This is a genomic window from Candidatus Desulfosporosinus nitrosoreducens (assembly GCF_030954495.1).
GTDB lineage: Bacteria > Bacillota > Desulfitobacteriia > Desulfitobacteriales > Desulfitobacteriaceae > Desulfosporosinus > Desulfosporosinus nitrosoreducens.
This window is the reverse complement of the sequence record NZ_JAVHUW010000028.1, coordinates 25,527-43,421: the sequence shown is the minus strand read 5'-3', so window position 1 is coordinate 43,421 and position 17,895 is coordinate 25,527. Positions and strand designations below refer to the sequence as shown.

The window sequence follows — 17,895 nt, the reverse complement described above, 5'->3', positions numbered from 1 at the left end:
TAGCCTGTAAAACTATGGTGCCAATTCGAAATAAAAGAAATACTTAGCGGGTTGGTTATTTTGGGGCAGTACCATTAGCGGCTGTACAAAGCTCATACTTAGAAAGCTGAGTATTGCAGCAAAAACACAAATATCCTCTTTTCTGCAATGTGAAAAGAGGATATTTGTGTTTTCTCCGTATTAAATTAAAGCAAACAAGAATTAGGGAAACGCCTAATAAGTTTCGGCCCTTGAATCGTATTCCCTAGATGACTTTAAGTACGGGATATTTTACAGTTTTGCTTATCTTTATAACGTTCTAATCCCAAATTTATTAGCTGGTCAATCAAATTGGAATAGGAGATGCCCGTAGCTTCCCATAATTTAGGGTACATAGAAATTTCCGTAAAACCGGGCAGCGTATTTATCTCATTAAGGACTATCTCATTCTTGTCGGTCACAAAAAAATCCACCCGCCCCAGACCACTCGCCTCTACAGCACGAAAGGCTTCAATCGCCATACCCCGCAATCGTTGGACAACGGATTCGTCAAGTGGTGCCGGTATCTTTAAACTCGAACCTATGTCGGAGTATTTGGCCTCATAGGAATAGAATTCCTCCGCGGGTAAGATTTCTCCGGGCAAGGATGCCTGCGGTTGGTCATTTCCCAAAACAGCAACTTCAATTTCCCGGCCCGTAATATTCTCTTCCACGACAAGCTTGCGGTCAAAAGCCGCGGCGACATTTAAAGCCTCCATTAGTTCAGTGCGGTGATGGGCTTTGGAAATTCCTACGCTGGAACCTAAATTAGCCGGTTTAACAAAACAAGGATAGCCTATTTTCGCTTCAATATCCTTAACCCAGGCCTCCTGATCGTTAAAATAATCAGAACGCAATAAAGTAATATAGCGGGCTAAAGGAAGCTGCTTATCGAGAAAAACAACTTTCATGCGATCCTTATCCATCCCTAGTGAAGATCCCAGTACTCCGGAGCCCACATAAGGCACGTTGGCCATTTCTAAAAGTCCCTGTAAGGTTCCGTCTTCACCATATGGGCCGTGAAGAACAGGGAAAATGACATCGAACCTGCCCTCATCAGGCAGCGGGCTGCCGTCCAACGCTATGAAGCGTGGCTTGGAAGGGTCAACCGCCAGAGTAACTTGAAGAGCCTGCCCGGTTTCCGGAAATCCTTTCTCCAGCACATCTTGAGGAAGCACTCCCCAGAACCACTGCCCTTGTTTATTAATACCAATCGTTTCCACGTCATAGCGATTGCGGTCAATCGCCCTATAAATAGAGCGCGCCGAATTTAATGAAACTTCATGTTCTCCCGAACGCCCGCCGAATAAAAGAACCACACGAATTTTGTGCTCTTTCAAAATCTCCACCCTCTCCATAAGTAATCTAAACATCAGTATGTTATGTGCCTCTGCACTAGTGAGAGTATCATCCGTTACAGTATATGAGGCGAATTGAAAAAAGCTCCCCCCTATCGGGCGAGAGCTCCAAAATGATCTAATGGCCAATAGCGGAATAGAGTCCGACCCGTAATGTTTTGAATCGGTAAGAATCCCCAGACCCTTGAGTCATCACTGTTGTTGCGGTTATCTCCCATCACGAAAACGGAATCTTTCGGAACAACGACCGGACCGAAATCATTTTTAGACTTCTCGAGGATATACGGCTCATAAAGAGGCTGGTCATTGACATACGTCGTGTGATTTTTAATCTCCAACTTATCTCCTGGCAAAGCAATCACACGTTTAATAAAATCTTCGGTGGCATGTGCGCTCGGTGGGGGTTTAAAAACTACAATATCCCCGCGGGTAAGGTGGCTAAATTCTTTAAAGAAGAACTTATCCACGATGACTCGATCTTGAAGTTGAATTGTCGGAAGCATTGAACCGGTTGGAATCTTACGCGCTTCGACGACATAAGTACGCAGCACCCAGGAAAGTGCGAAAGCTACCACTACAATTTCCAGCAATTCTATAAAAAAACGAGTAGTGCTTTTCTTAGATTCTGACTCTTCCATAATCCACCTCTTTCTGTCCTTCTTATCTTATCACAGGTCTTTAAATGTTCCAAATCCCGGTCTAATAAAATTAAACCAAAAATCCTTCTTGCCATAAATTCAAGGCAGCTTGAATATTCCCTATCTGGATATAGGTCTGCGAGATACCTCCCTGCTGGTAAACAATGTAGGGCTCTCTCAAGGGGCCGTCCGCTGAAAACTCACTGGTTGAGCCTTGGATAAAGGTTCCTCCGGCCATGATAACTTCATCTTCATACCCGGGCATACCGGAAGGAATCGGCCTAATATGAGAATCGAGGGGGGAACCTTTCTGAAGCCCCTGACAGAAAGCAATCATCTTAGCTCTTGAGCCCAGTTTCACGGCCTGGATCAAATCTGTTCTTGGTGATTCCGGCTCCGGATGAACTTCAAAACCTAAGGCCCGCCAAAATGCTGCCGAAAAAACGGCTCCTTTCAGTGCTTCAGAAACTGTTAAAGGACTGAAAAATAGCCCTTGATAGAATAACCGCTCCCATTCCAAGGTCGCTCCCATGTGGGCACCGATACCGGGCGCTGTTAAGCGCTGCGAGGCTAAACTCACTAAATCAGAGCGTCCGGCGACATATCCTCCCGTTGGGGCTAAGCTCCCACCTAAATTTTTAATCAGTGAACCAGCCATTAAATCGACACCCAGATCTCCCGGTTCGAGAGACTCCACCAATTCGCCGTAACAATTATCCACGAAAATGATCATCTGCGGGTACTGTTTTCTTACAAAATCTACAAACTCTTTCAATTGGGCAATGGTCAGGGAATTTCTCCAGGCGTAACCGCGCGAACGCTGAACAATAAGCATTTTGGTTTTCGCGGTTATCGTCTCTTTTAAAAGAGAATATTGCAAGTTTCCTTGTGTATCCAAGGGAATCTCTTGATACGCGACCCCAAAATCTTTCAAACTTCCTTGTCCCTCGCCGCGGAGGCCGATTACTTCTTCCAGGGTGTCATAGGGAGTACCGCTGACGGAAATCAACTCATCACCGGGGCGCAAAACACCGAACAAAGCGGCGGCAATGGCATGAGTGCCTGATACGAACTGACCGCGCACAAGGGCTGCCTCAGTCCCTAAAATACGGGCCACAACCCGATCAAGGACCTCCCGGCCGGCGTCGCCAAGTCCATATCCCGTCGTTCCCTGGAGATGATAAGAAGAAACGCGCTCTTCTTGAAAAGCTCGCAGGACCTTTTCATGATTAGCTGCGGCTGTTTGTCGCAAATAGGGTAATTGCCGTTGGAGAGCTTCCTCCGCTTCTACTACTGCTTGGCGAATAAGCTCCGGCCAATTAGGATTCAGGTACACAATGGCCCTCCTTAGTAGATTGATACGTTTAAACTATTCAAGCAATGATTCCAAGGCAGTCCAAACAGGCTGCAGAGAATCTCCGCGCTTAAGGGAGAGTGCAACCGGGTAAGGCAGCAGCTGGGCCAGTTGGGCGACATCATTTATATCTGCTACCTTGTCCACTTTATTAAGCAGCGTGATAATCGGCTTTTCCCGACATTCCAATTGTCCTAAAACCTCATGGACTGTTTCAGCCTGCTGAAACGCCTGAGGATGACTGACATCCAAGACATGGATAAGAATATCGGCCTGCTGAACTTCTTCGAGGGTCGCTAAAAATGCTTTAAGTAATTGGGTCGGTAATTTGCGGATAAATCCTACCGTATCACTCAGAAGAATTTCCAGGGCTGAATTAAGTTTTATACGGCGAACGATTGGATCTAACGTCGCAAATAATTTATTTTCACCGGCGGGAACATCCGAACGCAGGCCGGATTGCGTCATAGCATTTCTCATAAAAGTTGTTTTTCCGGCATTGGTATAGCCAACCAAAGCAATAGACGGCAAGCCGCTTTTTGTTCTCTGGCGCCGTTGTATTTCCCGATGCTGGAGGACAAGTTTTAATTGTTTGTCAAGAAGTGTTATACGCTCCCGCATCCGGCGCCGGTCGAGCTCCAGTTTTGTTTCTCCCGGTCCACGTGAGCCAATGCCTGCCCCTAAGCGGGAGAGGGCTTGTCCTTGCCCTGTCAAATAGGGCAGCAGGTGCTGAAGCTGGGCTAATTCAACCTGAAGTTTTCCTTCCCGGGAACGGGCCCGCTGGGCAAAAATATCCAGAATTAAACCTGTTCGATCCAAAACTTTCAACCCGGTTTGCGTTTCTAAAGTTCGCAATTGAGTCGGAGACAATTCATCATCACTAATAACCACATCAGCTTTAGTCTCTTGAAGCCGGTGAAGCAATTCTTCCAGTTTGCCGCTCCCCAAATAACTTCGGGCCTGTCCATAGCGGCGCAACTGAACAAGCTGGCCGACGACATCGACACCTGCCGTAGAGGCCAACTCTCCCAGTTCTTCCAGGTCTTCATTAACCTCTTGGGCCACGTCTTGAAGGGCAATGAGAAAAGCACGTTCTTTGCCAGGCTTTGTCCCAGCCTTTTTATCGCCCCTGCTATTATACTCCAGATCCTCCAGAGATTCGGAATAATCAAATTCCGGCAAATCATTCGGACCCAGATCGATAATCAAAGGCGCATTTTCCGTACGATAGGCTATTTGCAGCCCTCTGAACCGGCCCTGACTTACACCAACGGCTGTCATACTTTCAAGTTTTAACGACGACAAAGCGGTATAATCAAGAGGGCTTAATTTAGGGTTTCCATTGGGATGGGTATGGATGCAGCGCAAATGTTTTCCCGGGGATCTTCCTTTGAGCGGCGGAAGAGTCACCGTGGCATGCTGTCCCACAGCCGCAGCCATCAGAACTCCCGAGCGGGAAAGATAGACGCAGATTTCCCGATTCCACAGTTGGGTTAAGCGTATTAACCCGGCAAGAATTTCCGGATGAATCAATTCATTCCGTTCTGTTCGATATTCCGCCAATTTCTTAAGTTCAGAGATCTGGCTGGCCCTGACTCCAGACAAGTCCCCCGAGATGTCCATGTTTCAAAACCTCATCTTTTTAACCTTTGCTTAATAACAGCCCTGTTTAGAGAATTAAACCGCTTCCGTATTGATATCCTCAGGCAGAATTTTAATGAGTTCTTCCCGGCTGGAGCTGGGTTTTTGGAACAAGCGTACGGCCTGCTTGCGAACCGTCTTCTCAACAAGATTGCGCACCAAGCGGGCATTGCCGGCATAAGGGTGGGAATGCAGAAGAGCTTGCAAGTAATTGCGCAGAGCCTCACGAGCCTCTTTCGTCAACTCATATTGCCGAGTTTTAAACATCAAATTGCCAATAGACAACAATTCGTCGAGGGTATAATCCGGAAAGTCGATGTGTATCGGAAAACGAGACCGGAGTCCGGGATTTGTTTGGAGAAACCAATCCATCTCTTGGCGATAGCCGGCTAGAATTAAGACGAGGTTGTCTTTGTTGTCCTCCATGGCTTTGACTAAGGCATCAATGGCTTCTTTGCCAAAGTCTTTTTCCCCGCCGCGGGCTAAGGAATAGGCTTCATCGATAAAAAGAACGCCGCCCAAAGCCTTTTTAATCTGGTCCCGGGTTTTTTGGGCCGTGTGCCCAATATATTCCCCGACAAGATCGGCACGTTCGCATTCAATGACGTGTCCTTTGGGCAGGACTCCCATTTCTTTATACAAGCGGCCAACCAGCCGCGCGACCGTTGTTTTGCCTGTTCCAGGGTTTCCGCGAAAAATCATATGTAGAACTAAAGGTTCGGAAATAAGCTTTTCCTGAACTCGGCGCTTTTGAATTTCGACGTAAGCCTGTAAATCTTTAATAAAACGTTTTACCGTTTCCAGTCCGATATAGGATTCTAATTCAGCGAGAATTTCCGCAATTTTATCTTTATCTTTCTCTGCTGACACAAAATTATTTTTACGGACGCGTCCTATTCCCGTCCCCTCCGCTGCACTAGACCCCGGCACAGGGTTGGGGGGCGTTGGTGTTTGAATAACCGGAGGCTGAAAATTATCCGGCCGAAAGGTTACACGAATCGTCATAACTACAGGCACACCTCCCATCTTTACTACTATACGCAGGTAAAGACGAAAGGTGTCCTGATTCCCGATTGTTATTATTTTCCTGTTAAACTTTTGGCATAACGCACGCGCGAAGCATGGTCTAAAAATTTCTTCCTTAGCCGAACACTTTTGGGGGTTATTTCCACATATTCATCATCGTTAATAAACTCTAAACATTGTTCCAAAGAAAATTCTCTGGGTTTTTCCAGACGCAAAGCATCATCCGCAGCACTGGTTCTCATATTGGTAAGATGCTTTTTCTTGGCAACATTCACTTCAATATCCTGCTCACGATTATTTTCCCCGACAATCATGCCCGCATAGACATGAAGACCAGGCTCAACAAACAAGGTGCCCCTTTCTTGAGCCGAGTACAACCCATAAGTGGTTGTCTCCCCTTCTTCAAAAGCGATTAAAGCTCCCCTTGTTCTGCCCGGGATATCCCCTTTATAGGGCTCATAGCCAAGGAAAACGTGACTCATCATGCCTTCGCCCCGAGTTTCGGAGAGAAACTCTCCGCGGAAACCAATGAGACCGCGGGCCGGAATCTTAAACTCAATCCGCAGCTGGGTTTCCGAGAGACTGGTCATATTGGCCATTTCCGCTTTTCGCTTGCCTAAAAGCTCCATCACCGGCCCCAAGGATTTTTCATGAACATCACAGATAAGAAATTCCATAGGCTCACATTTTACCCCGTCAATCATCTTATAAATGACTTCCGGTTTCGAAACTTGCAGTTCATACCCTTCACGGCGCATATTCTCAATGAGTATGGAAAGATGCAGTTCACCTCTGCCTGAAACTTTAAAACAATCCGCCGAGTCGGTTTCTTCAACCCTTAAACTGACGTTTGTTTCAACCTCTTTCCAAAGCCGTTCCCTGAGCTTGCGCGAAGTTACAAAATGCCCTTCACGTCCGGCAAAAGGACTTGTGTTGACCATAAAATTCATGGACAGCGTAGGTTCATCGACTTCAATCGTGGGCAAAGCCTCGGGATTTAAAGCACAGGCTACAGTTTCCCCAATATTGGCACTTGTTAACCCTGTCAGAGCGACAATTTCACCTGCCGATGCTTCCAAGACATCTTGACGTTTAAGACCTTCAAAGACCATAACCTTGCCGACTTTTGCCCGTTCAAAGCTTTCATCCCGTTTAATAAGAGTTATGGCTTCATTTTGGTGAACCGTCCCCCTGACAATTCTGCCCACGACAATTTTTCCAACATAATCATCATAGTCGAGGGTCGTAACAAGCATTTGAAAGGGAGCTGTGAGATCTACCACAGGCGCCGGAATATGGTCTAAGATCACCGTGAACAAAGGCTCCAAACTATCGGACAGCGAGTCAGGCTCAAGGCCTGCGATCCCGGCACGAGCCGAAGCATAAACGACGGGAAAATCCAATTGGTCGTCTTCGGCCCCAAGTTCAATAAACAGATCTAAAACTTCATCAACAACTTCCGCCGGACGAGCGTCCGGGCGGTCGATCTTATTAATGACAACGATCGGAACAAGCTTAAGCTCCAAGGCTTTGCGCAAGACGAAACGGGTTTGCGGCATGGGCCCTTCAAAAGAATCAACGATCAGAAGTACACCATTGACCATTTGTAAAACCCGCTCGACCTCTCCGCCAAAATCCGCATGACCAGGCGTGTCAATGATGTTTATTTTTGTTCCCTGCCAATGAACGGAGGTATTTTTCGATAAAATAGTAATTCCACGCTCTCGTTCCAGATCATTGGAATCCATGACACGTTCCACAACCTGTTGATTGGAGCGAAAGGTACCGCTTTGTTTCAACATAGCATCAACAAGTGTCGTTTTACCATGATCTACGTGAGCGATAATTGCAATGTTTCGCAAATTTCGAGTTTCCATAGTTGGACTTACGTTCCTTTCTTTCACCTTATAAACACATATAAAATTAGGATATCATAATTAAGAATTGAATTCAAGTAAAGAAAATTTAGCCACTGCCCGAAAAAACCTTACGTTTTCTGACAGTATAAAAAGAACTAAGTTCGCTTGTCCAAACTTAGTCCTTTTCGTCAAAATCAGATACTCCAAAAAAGCTTTAAGAATGTGTAGTCATTTACTCTACAGGGCTAGCCGTTGCTAAATTAATCGGCCGTATAGGCATTACTGTGGAGATGGCATGTTTATAGACCATCTGTTGTCGACCTTCGAATTCAATCACAACTGTGAAATTATCAAAACCTTTGATAAGTCCTTTTAGTTGAAATCCGTTAACCAAGTAAATGGTCACTGGAAGGTTTTCCTTGCGTACTTGATTTAAAAAGGTGTCTTGTAAATTGATGGGCGATTTATTCATATATTTCCCTCCATCACCTTATATTTCTACGCAATCTATTCTACACGAGTTTGAAGGGCTCTGCAAGTCCGGATTAGTACTTTGAGAACCGGTTCTAATCCCTCTGCAATATCATACCAGCAAATTCTGGGATCGCGCCGGAACCAGGTTAACTGCCGTTTGGCAAAATGACGGGTATCCCTTTGCAGGAGACGCAGCATTTCCGCTTTAGTAACGAGTCCTTTTAAACACCAGAGAGCGTGGCGATACCCAATACTTTGCATCGGCTTCAACGTTGAGGAGTAGCCCATTTCAAGCAGATTAAGAGTCTCTTCCAGCAATCCCTCTTCCAGCATAATCTCACAGCGGCGGTTGATTCGCTCATAAATTACCTGGCGAGGAGCCGTCAGCCCAATATAGAGAACCGCTGGGCCCAGAGGCTGATATTCGTCGTCCTTAAATTGACGCTGACTGGAAAAAGGCTGGCCTGTCAACTCATAAACTTCTAAGGCACGAATAATTCGCTGGACGTTATTCGGATGCAACATCCGGGCGGTTTCCGGATCACGTTGTTCCAGAGCTTCATGAAGCGCCGGCTTTCCCTGACTCAGGGCATATTCTTGCCATTTTAAACGTATTTGCTCTGAACCATGTTCAGAGAAATCATAAGGATCGAGCAAAGAGCGAACATATAGACCCGTCCCCCCGACCACAATCGGAACATGACCCCGGCCGCGTATTTCCTCTATCCGGGAGGTCGCTAAATCCTTGAATTGCGCTACCGTAAAAGGTTCTTTAGGATCTAAGCAGTCAATCAAATGATGGGGAACAAGTTGAAGCTCCTGGGCAGTTGGTTTTGCCGAACCGATATCGAGCTTCTGATAAACCTGAACAGAGTCTCCGGAAATTATTTCTCCATCGATTTGCTGGGCCAAGGCCAAACCCAAGGAAGATTTGCCTATGCCGGTTGGTCCAATAATCACAATAAGTGGTAACACGACAACTCCCCCATTAAACAAGAATCACACCATAATCGATGGAACTGTATCGTCCTCCAGATAATATTTTAAAGCCAAGGCGTTCAAACTCGCCGCTGTTTTTGCGTTCTTTAAGCACTACTCTTTTGCGGGCAGTCCGGCAGGCCTCCAGCACGGTTTCACGAGCTAACGGACTGTGCTCGGACCATTTGTGTAAAGGCTGGATGGAATCCGATTGGCGGAGAGTAGAGCGAAACATAGGATCAAAGTAGACGACATCAACGGATTTAGAGCCCATGGAGCGGAGAAACTCGCTATGATCCGCCCAATACACTGCAATTCGGCTGGCGGCTTCCGCTAAAGCCTCCCAGGCCTTTTTTTTATGCTCAGTGTTGGCCTTGGAACGGCCTTGAGTGATATGCTGCAGCCCATCCTTAATAAGTGCCGCTAAAATTGGAGATTTTTCCAGACCCAGGACCCTCCCCCCTTCTCCTACAGCCAGCGCAGCGATAAGGGCATCGGAGCCGAACCCCAAGGTAGCATCAATAAGGATATCTCCGGAGCTTAACTGGGTTGCTGTCAGAAAACGATCCGCAGCACCGCGCAAAATATTAATCGCCCGAATCAGAGCCATATTGGGATGGAAGGAAATGCTCTCAGGGCCTTGCATAAGCTTCACCCCATGTCTCGAGATTTTCAATTCGGGCAAGGTCCCTAAAGCATCCTGTCTATCGGCCCAATTACATCCGGGTTGTTGGCGAAACCAGCGGATTTTTTCGCAAAGTTCTAAATCAGGCTGAGTAGCTTTTAACAAAATCGGACTGTCTTTAAACATGCGCCCTCCGCTAAATTTTTAAAAAAACTCGGCAATCTCCCCAAGCTATTATAGTATACCCTTTCCGCAAGGCCCTCAAACTTTTTATAAAACCCGATAAAAACGCTTCTCTAACTCGGCACGGGTTATCTTGATCGTTGTAGGACGTCCATGAGGACAGGTATAGGGATTCTCCGTCTGACGCAAGCGGGAAATTAATTGTTCCATTTCCAACAAAGTCAGGGAATCTTGAGCCCTAATGGACTCTTTGCAGGCTAAAAGATAAATCCATTCCTTTAAAAGCTTATCATAGCTTGGCGTAGCATTTTTTTGCAAGACCTCTTCAATAAATTGACGCAGGAGCTGATCCGCAGGGAAATTCCCGGTTTGCACAGGAACTCCGCGCAGCAGATAGGTCTGACTGCCAAATTGTTCGAGGACAAATCCCATTTCCGAGAGTATCCAGAGATACTCAAGCAACACCTGTTCTTCTTGAAGGGTAAATTCCATAGGGGTTGGAATTAAGAGAGCCTGGCTTGCTTGTTTCCTCTGTTGGAACTCAGATAAAATGCGTTCATAGTTAATGCGCTCATGAGCGGCATGTTGATCAATCAGCAGCAGAACGTTGCCGTCTGTTGCTAAAATATAGGTGTTGAAAAGCTGTCCGATCGGCCAGAAAGAGCTGAGAATATCCTTAGACTCCCCTTCATTTTCTGTTTCAGTGAAAACGCGCTCTTCTTGCTTTCCAGGGTTGGGAACTTCTGCGGAGTTATCCCTGGATTTCTGAGTCGCGGGATGGCCCTGAAAAAGATTGATTTGCTGATTTGAGCCTTTTACTTCATTGATAGGAACCGGTTCTTTAGTTAAGGGCTCTGTCCTCTTATTTTCTCCTGTTTCCGGGGAAATTTGCGGCAGAAGGAACTCACCATCGTTCTTTATTTCCCGCAGCACCTCCCCCGCTTTCACCCCTTCGCTGCTTACGGGAGGATCATAGGAAGGATTAAAGGGAGCTGAAGTATCTGGTTTAGGCCTAAGGGCCGGTTCAGAATGGCTATGAAAGGAAGGCAGCGGTTTACTCTTGAGTAACGTTTGATAAATAGTCCGGCTAATAAATGAAGACAGGTCCGATTCATTTTTAAATTTCACATCCATTTTGGTGGGATGAACATTGACGTCATAATCTGAAGGAGGGCCGTACAAGTGAAGAGCCACAATGGGATGAAACTTGACGGGAATCAAGGTGCGATATCCTTCTTCCACGGCATTGCTGAGAAAGGAAGAGCGAACGACACGTCCGTTAATCATAAAGGTCTGGGCTTGTTTTGTTGTCCGCACCAACTCCGGCGGACTGATTAAGCCCGTCAGCCTCCAGTCTTGATTCTGCACATCCAGGGCTATAAGCTGGCGAGCGATTCCCTGTCCAAAAACGGCTCCCATCGTTTCCTTCAGATCTCCCCGGCCGGAAGTTTGTAAAACGACTTGCGCAGGATGGGCTAAAGAAAAGGCGATCTGGGGATGAGCGAGAGCAAGCCGACCCACCGTATCACTGATCAGGCCAAATTCTGTAGCCTTTGATTTAAGGAATTTCAGGCGCGCCGGGGTATTGAAAAAAAGATTCCGGACCGTCACGGATGTTCCGGAGGGGCATCCCACCTCCTGAAGCAGCCCGGGCTCCCCTCCTGTAAGAGTAAAGGTCAAACCGGAGATTTCCGCAGAGGGACGAGAGGTAATTTCCAGGGTTGAAACTGAAGCAATGCTGGCTAAAGCCTCTCCCCGAAAACCGAGCGTTTGCAAATGGTCAAGGTCCTGAATCCTGGTAATTTTACTCGTCGCATGCCGGAGAACTGCTAAGGGCAAATCCTCTGCACCCATTCCTCTGCCGTCATCCCTCACTCTGATCAGAGGGACTCCGTTCTCTTCAATGGCTATATCAATATGCTTTGCTCCGGCATCCAGAGCGTTCTCTACAAGCTCTTTGACCACAGAGACGGGGCGTTCTACGACTTCTCCTGCCGCGATCTGATTTGCAGAATGGGAATCAAGGATATGAATTACTGACGACAACCTCAATCCTTCTTTCTCTGCCAAACATCGTGTTGATTGTGAAGTTGATTTTGCAGCAGAGCACTCTTAATATCCTCATTCTGCCGCTGAATATGCTCCCATAGATCATAGCCTGCCTGTTCACAGGCCGGACAGGCTTGAAAGGGAATACGAACTAAGGCTGATTTTTGGGAATGAGACCGCTGACTTTCAATATAAACCGTTCCTGCACAGTTATCACATTCCCGCACGTAATCATGCCTGGTCTCTTGGAAGCCTTCCGTATCATAAAAGACGGAATGAGGAATGTGGACCCAATTTCCTGAAGGGAAAAACCTTTTATTCTGACGCGTGAAGTTTGGTTTGATAGTTTGATATTGCTTCTTCAAAGACTCAACATAAGGCTTCAAAGTTTCTAAAGGCAAGCTCGAACGTCCTATCTTCTGAGGTTCCTGAACGTGATGATAATCTTCGCCCGCTAAAGCGAGCAGGATAGCCAAATTAACAAAGGGCAGTGCACCCTCAATGGAATAGCCGCCTTCCAAAACAGCCAGATCCGGTTTCAGCAGCTCCGTAATCCGGCCATATCCTGAAGCCGTGAGATTCATAGAGGCCAAAGGATCTGTAAAATGATTGTCTTGACCGGCGGAGTTAATGATTAATTCCGGTGCAAAAGCTTGAAGACGAGGCAAAACCCAGGTTTCCAAAACATAGTGGTATCCTTCGTCACCTGTGCCGGGAGGCAGGGGAATATTCAGGGTTTGCCCCCAGGCATTAGGACCTCCCTGCTCATTGACGAAGCCGCTGCCTGGGTAAAGAGTGCGGCCATCCTGATGAAGGGAAATAAATAAAACATTAGGATCATGATAAAAGATGTCCTGACTTCCATCTCCGTGATGAACGTCCGTATCGACAATGGCAATTTTCTTAATTCCATAGCGTGCTCTTAACTGATTCACGAGGATTGCTTCGTTGTTTAACGTACAGAAGCCGCGATTTCCCCAGACAGTCGCTCCTGAATGATGTCCCGGTGGCCGAACAAGCACGAAACCATTCTTAATCTCACCTTTCAGGCGCGCTTCACCAAGTAAAACGGCACTCCCGGCAGCAACCAGGTGAGCATCCAGCGTCTCAGGGTAGGTTAAAGGGGTGGGAAATAAAGCTTGAGCTTGCAATACCTCCGGCAAGGAAGCAAGACGGGGTGTGAATTGCTTGATTTGCGGAAGATCAAGAATTCCTTCTTCAAAGAGTTGTTCCTGTGTGTAAAGGAGGCGTTCTTCCCGTTCGGGATGAGAGCTCCCTAAGGACCAATCGAAAGCAGGGAAAAATAATATTCCGGTGCGGCTCAATTGACAACCCTCCCTATCACTCCCGGCCGCAGATGAGCGGCTCCACGGATAACTTGGCCCACTGTCTGATAGTTCTGTACGATAGGGAAGAAATCATAGGGCTCCTGTTCTAAATCCTGAATTTCTATCCCCAAATACTCGGCCTGTTTTTGCACTAAATTAGCTAAAAAGCTTTCCACCTCGCGATAAGGACGGGAAGATCCCTGCCACTTTCCTTGTTCCCCCGTCTCCTCAACATGATAGCGCTTCATATAAGTATCGATATGAAAGGTACAATCAAAAGTGGGCCGGGCCAGAGCTGCACCCAGGGCATTGGCAACCTCCGGATAAACTCCCAGTTGCACCGGAGTCTCTAAGCGTTTCTCTAAAGCTTTGGTCAGACCCAGGGCTCCGCCCCCGCTCACCAGGGTTTTAAAGGTCTTGGCCTCATGGGGATGAAGAACCTCCCACACTTTATACGCAGGTTCTTCCTGCCATTCCCGTTTTAGGGATTCGACAGCCTCTGAAATCCTCTCTACAACAGTGTCGATGATCTCGCCGGCCAGTATCCGGCAAGCTTCAGGGGTTCTCCGCTCAGGAGGCAGGATGGAAGCTAAAGCTTCTTCCGCCAGACTCTTGCTGCCATAGTCGATGAGTTCAAGATAGCGCAGAGCATCCGTCGGAGTCAGGGCTTTCCCGCCGAGACAATAAGCCGGACCAAGACGGTAGCCTTCCAGAACAAAGCCTTGTTCTGATGGGCGAACAACCGAGTCGCCCCCTACCGGAATTGAACGAACAGCCAGCGAACGCACAAGAGTCGAATACAAACCAATCTGGGCTCCGCGTGAACTGAGTAAGGGGTTCCCGGAGAGAATAAGCCCCAAATCCGTCGTTGTCCCGCCGATATCTACAATGATCGCAGAAGCAGCAGGTTCACTCTGAGCCATCCCCGCCAGAACGCTTGCCGCCGGACCGGAATAAATGGAATCAATCGGCCGCAGCTTGGTCAGGGGCAATATTCCGCCGTCCGCCTTTAAAATTAAAATCGGAGCCTGAATCTTGAGGTCCGAGAGGGCGGCTTGCAACTGTTGGGCAAATTGACGGTACAGCCCTGTAACTCCAAGATTGAGATAAGTACTTAAGCTGCGGCGATAGAAATTCGTTTGGCCCCATTCATGTCCCAGAGCAATCCGGCAATGGGGATAAGACTTTTGGAGATAAGCGGCAAGCTGAGTCTCATGGAGATTATTGCGATGAGAAAATTTCCCGACAATAGCAACAAACTCCGGCTCTTGCGCACGTTTGACCCAGGGAAGCTGATCCCACTCACTGGGAACTGCCGCCCTAACCTCTCGGCCGCGGAAATCCATTTCTCCGGAGAGCTCGCTGTACTCAACCGGCCAAGGAAGGGCGCTTAAGCTCATACCGTGTCCGGGAAACAGCAACAAGTCAATTGCGGGCAAACGTTTTTGCAGAATGGCATTGGTTACAAGGGTGGTACTCACAGTAATTTGATCAATTGTTGCGGCACCAGCCAAAGAGAGGTTTTTTAGGGCATCCAGAATCGTTTCCACTAAATTTTCCTCACGAGTAGGAACTTTTGCCGTCCGTAGAATTTGACCATGATCGACGTATACGGCGTCTGTATAGGTCCCCCCCACATCAATACCTACGCGACAAGACATTTTTATCCCCCCTTATTCGATACTCGGCGTGCGAACTTCGGCTCCGCTCTCGCTGATGAGAGCTCACCTTGAATTTCGGGCTTAAGTTCCCTTACATAGCTTCAGTTGCTTGCAGGCGATCCCGCAGGTCAAAGAGATATTGCAGCGCCTGGCGTGCCGTCATATCTTCCAGCTGGAGTTGAGCAATTTCCTGCAAGAGCGGATGAGGCTGGGGAACGTCAAAAAGAGTAAACTGAGTTACAACCTGGGAAGAGTCTTCTAAAGAAGGAACCGGCTTGGCAGTTTCTAATTCGAGCAGCAAGGTTTTGGCCCGCTGAAGAAGCTCCTGAGGAAGGCCGGCCAAACGCGCGACTTGAATCCCGTAGCTGCGGTCTGCACGGCCGGGCAGGATCTTATGTAAAAAAACTATGTCCTCTCCTCGTTCCTTCACTCCGACGTGAAGGTTAAACAATCTGGGGAAATCGTCCTGAAGCTGGGTCAATTCGTGATAATGGGTTGCGAAAAGAGTTTTAGGGGTAAAGTCGGGACGCTGAACCAGATATTCTGCGACGGCCCAAGCAATGCTTAAACCATCAAAGGTCGCAGTTCCCCGGCCAATCTCATCCAGGATAATCAAGCTGTTTTGGGTAGCATATTTCAAAATATGCGCCACTTCATGCATTTCGACCATAAAGGTGCTTTGTCCCGCCGCTAAGTCATCAGAAGCTCCCACGCGCGTAAAAATCCGGTCAACCAGACTGATGGCCGCTTGTTTAGCGGGTACAAAAGAGCCGATATGAGCCATCAGGACAATGAGCGCAACCTGACGCATGTAGGTAGACTTTCCTGCCATATTGGGGCCCGTAATAATTGCCAAATGATGATCTCTGGTCAGCTGAGTGTCATTGGGTACAAAGACGCCGGCTTCCAGCATTTCTTCCACGACAGGATGACGTCCTTCAACGATAGAAATTTCTCCATCTCTTGTAATTTGAGGACGAACATAGCGATTGCGCACCGCAACTTCAGCTAAACTGACAAATACGTCAAGTTCTGCCAGAATGTCTGCGACTCTGAGAATGCTTTGAGTGTGAGCGCGAACGTCTTCTCTAAGTATCAGCAGCAGCTCGTATTCCAGTTCCTTCAGACGTTCTTCCGCACCTAGTATTTTTTGTTCATAATCCTTGAGATCCGGTGTGATAAAACGCTCTGCGTTGGACAAAGTCTGTTTGCGCAAATAATCGGCCGGAACCAGATGAGCATTAGAATGGGTAATTTCTATATAATAGCCAAAAACCTTAGTATAGCCAATCTTTAAGGAGCGAATCCCGGTTCTCTCGCGTTCGGCGTTCTCCAGCCGGGCCACCCACTCTTTTCCGCCTGAGGCTATAGAACGCAATTCATCCACTTCTTGAGAATAACCGGTTTTGATGAGATTGCCGTCACGCAAGGACAGGGGTGGAGAAGGATTGATAGCCTTAACAAGCTTCTCGACTAAAGGATCAAGTCCCTCCAAAAAAGGAATTTTGACTTTCAGGATTTCCACCGTACCGGAAGCTAAGAGGGAACGAAGCTCCGGCAGGAGCCCCAAAGTTTGGGCTAAAGACAACAAGTCTTTAGCATTGGCCGTACCATAAGAAACTTTTCCCATTAACCGCTCCAGATCATAAACTTTGGCAAGGATCTTCATCAAGTCTTGCCGAAAAAAAGAATCTGCCGTTAAGGCTTCAACCGTATTTAAACGTTGCTCAATAGCTTCAGGCAAAAGCATCGGCCTGTCAATCCAATGCTTCAGCAGTCTCCCGCCCAAAGCCGTTTGCGTCGAATCGAGAACGGAAAGCAGGGTTCCTTTTTTGCCTTGACCTCTTAAGGATTCGGTAAGTTCCAGGTTGCGGCGGGTCCACTGGTCCAAAAACATCCATTGTTCCGAGCGGTAAGTTTTTATCTCCACGATGTGGGACGGATTCACGCCCGGCATCGTTTCCAGCAAATACTCCCATAAAGCGGAGGCGGCTAAGGCCGCTGCGGGGAACTCCTGAAGTAAGGGCGCTTGATTAGGAAAGTGTTGCTGCAATACCGAACTGTGATAGGACTGACGATCTCTAAGACTACAAAAATATCCGCTCCATTGCTTTGTTTTCTTCATAAGCTCGGGGGGAAGCAAGATTTCAGCGGGCTTAATGCGCGCAAGCTCCGCGAACAGGACATCCGCTTCCGAGGTTTGGAAAATTGTAAATTCCCCTGTCGATAAATCTAAAAAGGACAGCCCCCACTGAACATCATAATAGACACTGGCTAAATAATGATTGCTGCGTTCAGAAATCGACTCGGTTAAAGTACCGGGAGAAACAATGCGAATAATCTCTCGTTTGACGATTCCCTTGGTCATTTTAGGATCTTCAACTTGTTCACAAATGGCTACTTTATGGCCGGAGCTGACCAGTTTTATCAAATAGCTTTCCAGAGCATGATAGGGAACACCGCACATAGGGATGCGTTTACCCTCGCCGGCATCCCGGCTTGTCAAGGCTATCTGTAAAATTGGAGCAGCTAATTCCGCATCGTCTCCGAACATCTCATAGAAATCACCCAGCCGATAAAAGAGTATCGCATCAGGCACCTTAGCTTTAATTCCTTGATATTGTTTCATCATCGGGGTAGTCATCCCTTGTACTCTCCCTCTTACCCATCGTTTTGCTTAAAACGGCATAAATCCTAAAAGGG

The 17,895-nt window shown here is 47.4% G+C and carries 13 protein-coding genes; all 13 read right to left on the bottom strand.

Annotation, left to right across the window (positions count from 1 at the left end):
* Positions 1-254: 254 nt before the first annotated feature.
* The 13 genes from REC12_RS03885 to mutS all read right to left on the bottom strand — a co-directional run bounded on the left by REC12_RS03885 (position 255) and on the right by mutS (position 17,836).
* Positions 255-1,358, bottom strand: coding sequence for a D-alanine--D-alanine ligase (locus REC12_RS03885; protein WP_308892501.1), 1,104 nt, complete (start codon positions 1,356-1,358; stop codon positions 255-257).
* A 110-nt stretch (positions 1,359-1,468) separates the two neighbouring features.
* Positions 1,469-2,014, bottom strand: coding sequence for a signal peptidase I (lepB, locus tag REC12_RS03880; RefSeq protein ID WP_308892500.1), 546 nt, complete (start codon positions 2,012-2,014; stop codon positions 1,469-1,471).
* A gap of 70 nt (positions 2,015-2,084) precedes the next feature.
* The gene (locus tag REC12_RS03875; RefSeq protein WP_308892499.1) at positions 2,085-3,350 is read right to left on the bottom strand and encodes a methionine gamma-lyase family protein; all 1,266 of its coding nucleotides are present in this window, start codon (positions 3,348-3,350) and stop codon (positions 2,085-2,087) included.
* A gap of 33 nt (positions 3,351-3,383) precedes the next feature.
* The gene (gene hflX / locus REC12_RS03870; protein WP_308892498.1) at positions 3,384-4,991 is read right to left on the bottom strand and encodes a GTPase HflX; all 1,608 of its coding nucleotides are present in this window, start codon (positions 4,989-4,991) and stop codon (positions 3,384-3,386) included.
* Between the two features lie 54 nt (positions 4,992-5,045).
* The gene (locus tag REC12_RS03865; protein WP_308892497.1) at positions 5,046-6,014 is read right to left on the bottom strand and encodes an AAA family ATPase; all 969 of its coding nucleotides are present in this window, start codon (positions 6,012-6,014) and stop codon (positions 5,046-5,048) included.
* A gap of 74 nt (positions 6,015-6,088) precedes the next feature.
* Entirely contained in the window at positions 6,089-7,912 is a 1,824-nt protein-coding gene (typA, locus tag REC12_RS03860) for a translational GTPase TypA (RefSeq protein WP_308892496.1), read from the bottom strand.
* A 214-nt stretch (positions 7,913-8,126) separates the two neighbouring features.
* Entirely contained in the window at positions 8,127-8,366 is a 240-nt protein-coding gene (gene hfq, locus REC12_RS03855; RefSeq protein ID WP_308892495.1) for an RNA chaperone Hfq, read from the bottom strand.
* Between the two features lie 35 nt (positions 8,367-8,401).
* Complete coding sequence (miaA, locus tag REC12_RS03850; RefSeq protein ID WP_308892494.1) at positions 8,402-9,343, bottom strand: tRNA (adenosine(37)-N6)-dimethylallyltransferase MiaA; 942 nt, start codon at positions 9,341-9,343, stop codon at positions 8,402-8,404.
* 13 nt (positions 9,344-9,356) lie between these two features.
* Positions 9,357-10,157 carry a class I SAM-dependent methyltransferase gene (locus REC12_RS03845; RefSeq protein ID WP_308892493.1) on the bottom strand — a complete coding sequence of 267 codons (801 nt, stop codon included), beginning with the start codon at positions 10,155-10,157 and terminating at the stop codon, positions 9,357-9,359.
* A gap of 84 nt (positions 10,158-10,241) precedes the next feature.
* Complete coding sequence (gene mutL, locus REC12_RS03840; protein ID WP_308892492.1) at positions 10,242-12,200, bottom strand: DNA mismatch repair endonuclease MutL; 1,959 nt, start codon at positions 12,198-12,200, stop codon at positions 10,242-10,244.
* 2 nt (positions 12,201-12,202) lie between these two features.
* Complete coding sequence (locus REC12_RS03835; protein WP_308892491.1) at positions 12,203-13,528, bottom strand: histone deacetylase family protein; 1,326 nt, start codon at positions 13,526-13,528, stop codon at positions 12,203-12,205.
* Complete coding sequence (locus REC12_RS03830) at positions 13,525-15,192, bottom strand: hydantoinase/oxoprolinase family protein (protein WP_308892490.1); 1,668 nt, start codon at positions 15,190-15,192, stop codon at positions 13,525-13,527. Before REC12_RS03830 ends, REC12_RS03835 begins: the two co-directional genes overlap by 4 nt.
* Before the next feature lie 91 nt (positions 15,193-15,283).
* Positions 15,284-17,836 (bottom strand): DNA mismatch repair protein MutS, encoded by a 2,553-nt coding sequence (mutS, locus tag REC12_RS03825; protein ID WP_308892489.1) that lies wholly within the window; start codon positions 17,834-17,836, stop codon positions 15,284-15,286.
* Positions 17,837-17,895 lie beyond the last annotated feature (59 nt).

Coding starts and splice junctions, on each gene's coding strand:
- lepB (WP_308892500.1), bottom strand. CDS start 2,014: ATGGAAGAGTCAGAATCTAAGAAAAGCACTACTCGTTTTTTTATAGAA.
- hflX (WP_308892498.1), bottom strand. CDS start 4,991: ATGGACATCTCGGGGGACTTGTCTGGAGTCAGGGCCAGCCAGATCTCT.
- REC12_RS03865 (WP_308892497.1), bottom strand. CDS start 6,014: ATGACGATTCGTGTAACCTTTCGGCCGGATAATTTTCAGCCTCCGGTT.
- typA (WP_308892496.1), bottom strand. CDS start 7,912: ATGGAAACTCGAAATTTGCGAAACATTGCAATTATCGCTCACGTAGAT.
- hfq (WP_308892495.1), bottom strand. CDS start 8,366: ATGAATAAATCGCCCATCAATTTACAAGACACCTTTTTAAATCAAGTA.
- REC12_RS03845 (WP_308892493.1), bottom strand. CDS start 10,157: ATGTTTAAAGACAGTCCGATTTTGTTAAAAGCTACTCAGCCTGATTTA.
- REC12_RS03830 (WP_308892490.1), bottom strand. CDS start 15,192: ATGTCTTGTCGCGTAGGTATTGATGTGGGGGGGACCTATACAGACGCC.
- mutS (WP_308892489.1), bottom strand. CDS start 17,836: ATGACTACCCCGATGATGAAACAATATCAAGGAATTAAAGCTAAGGTG.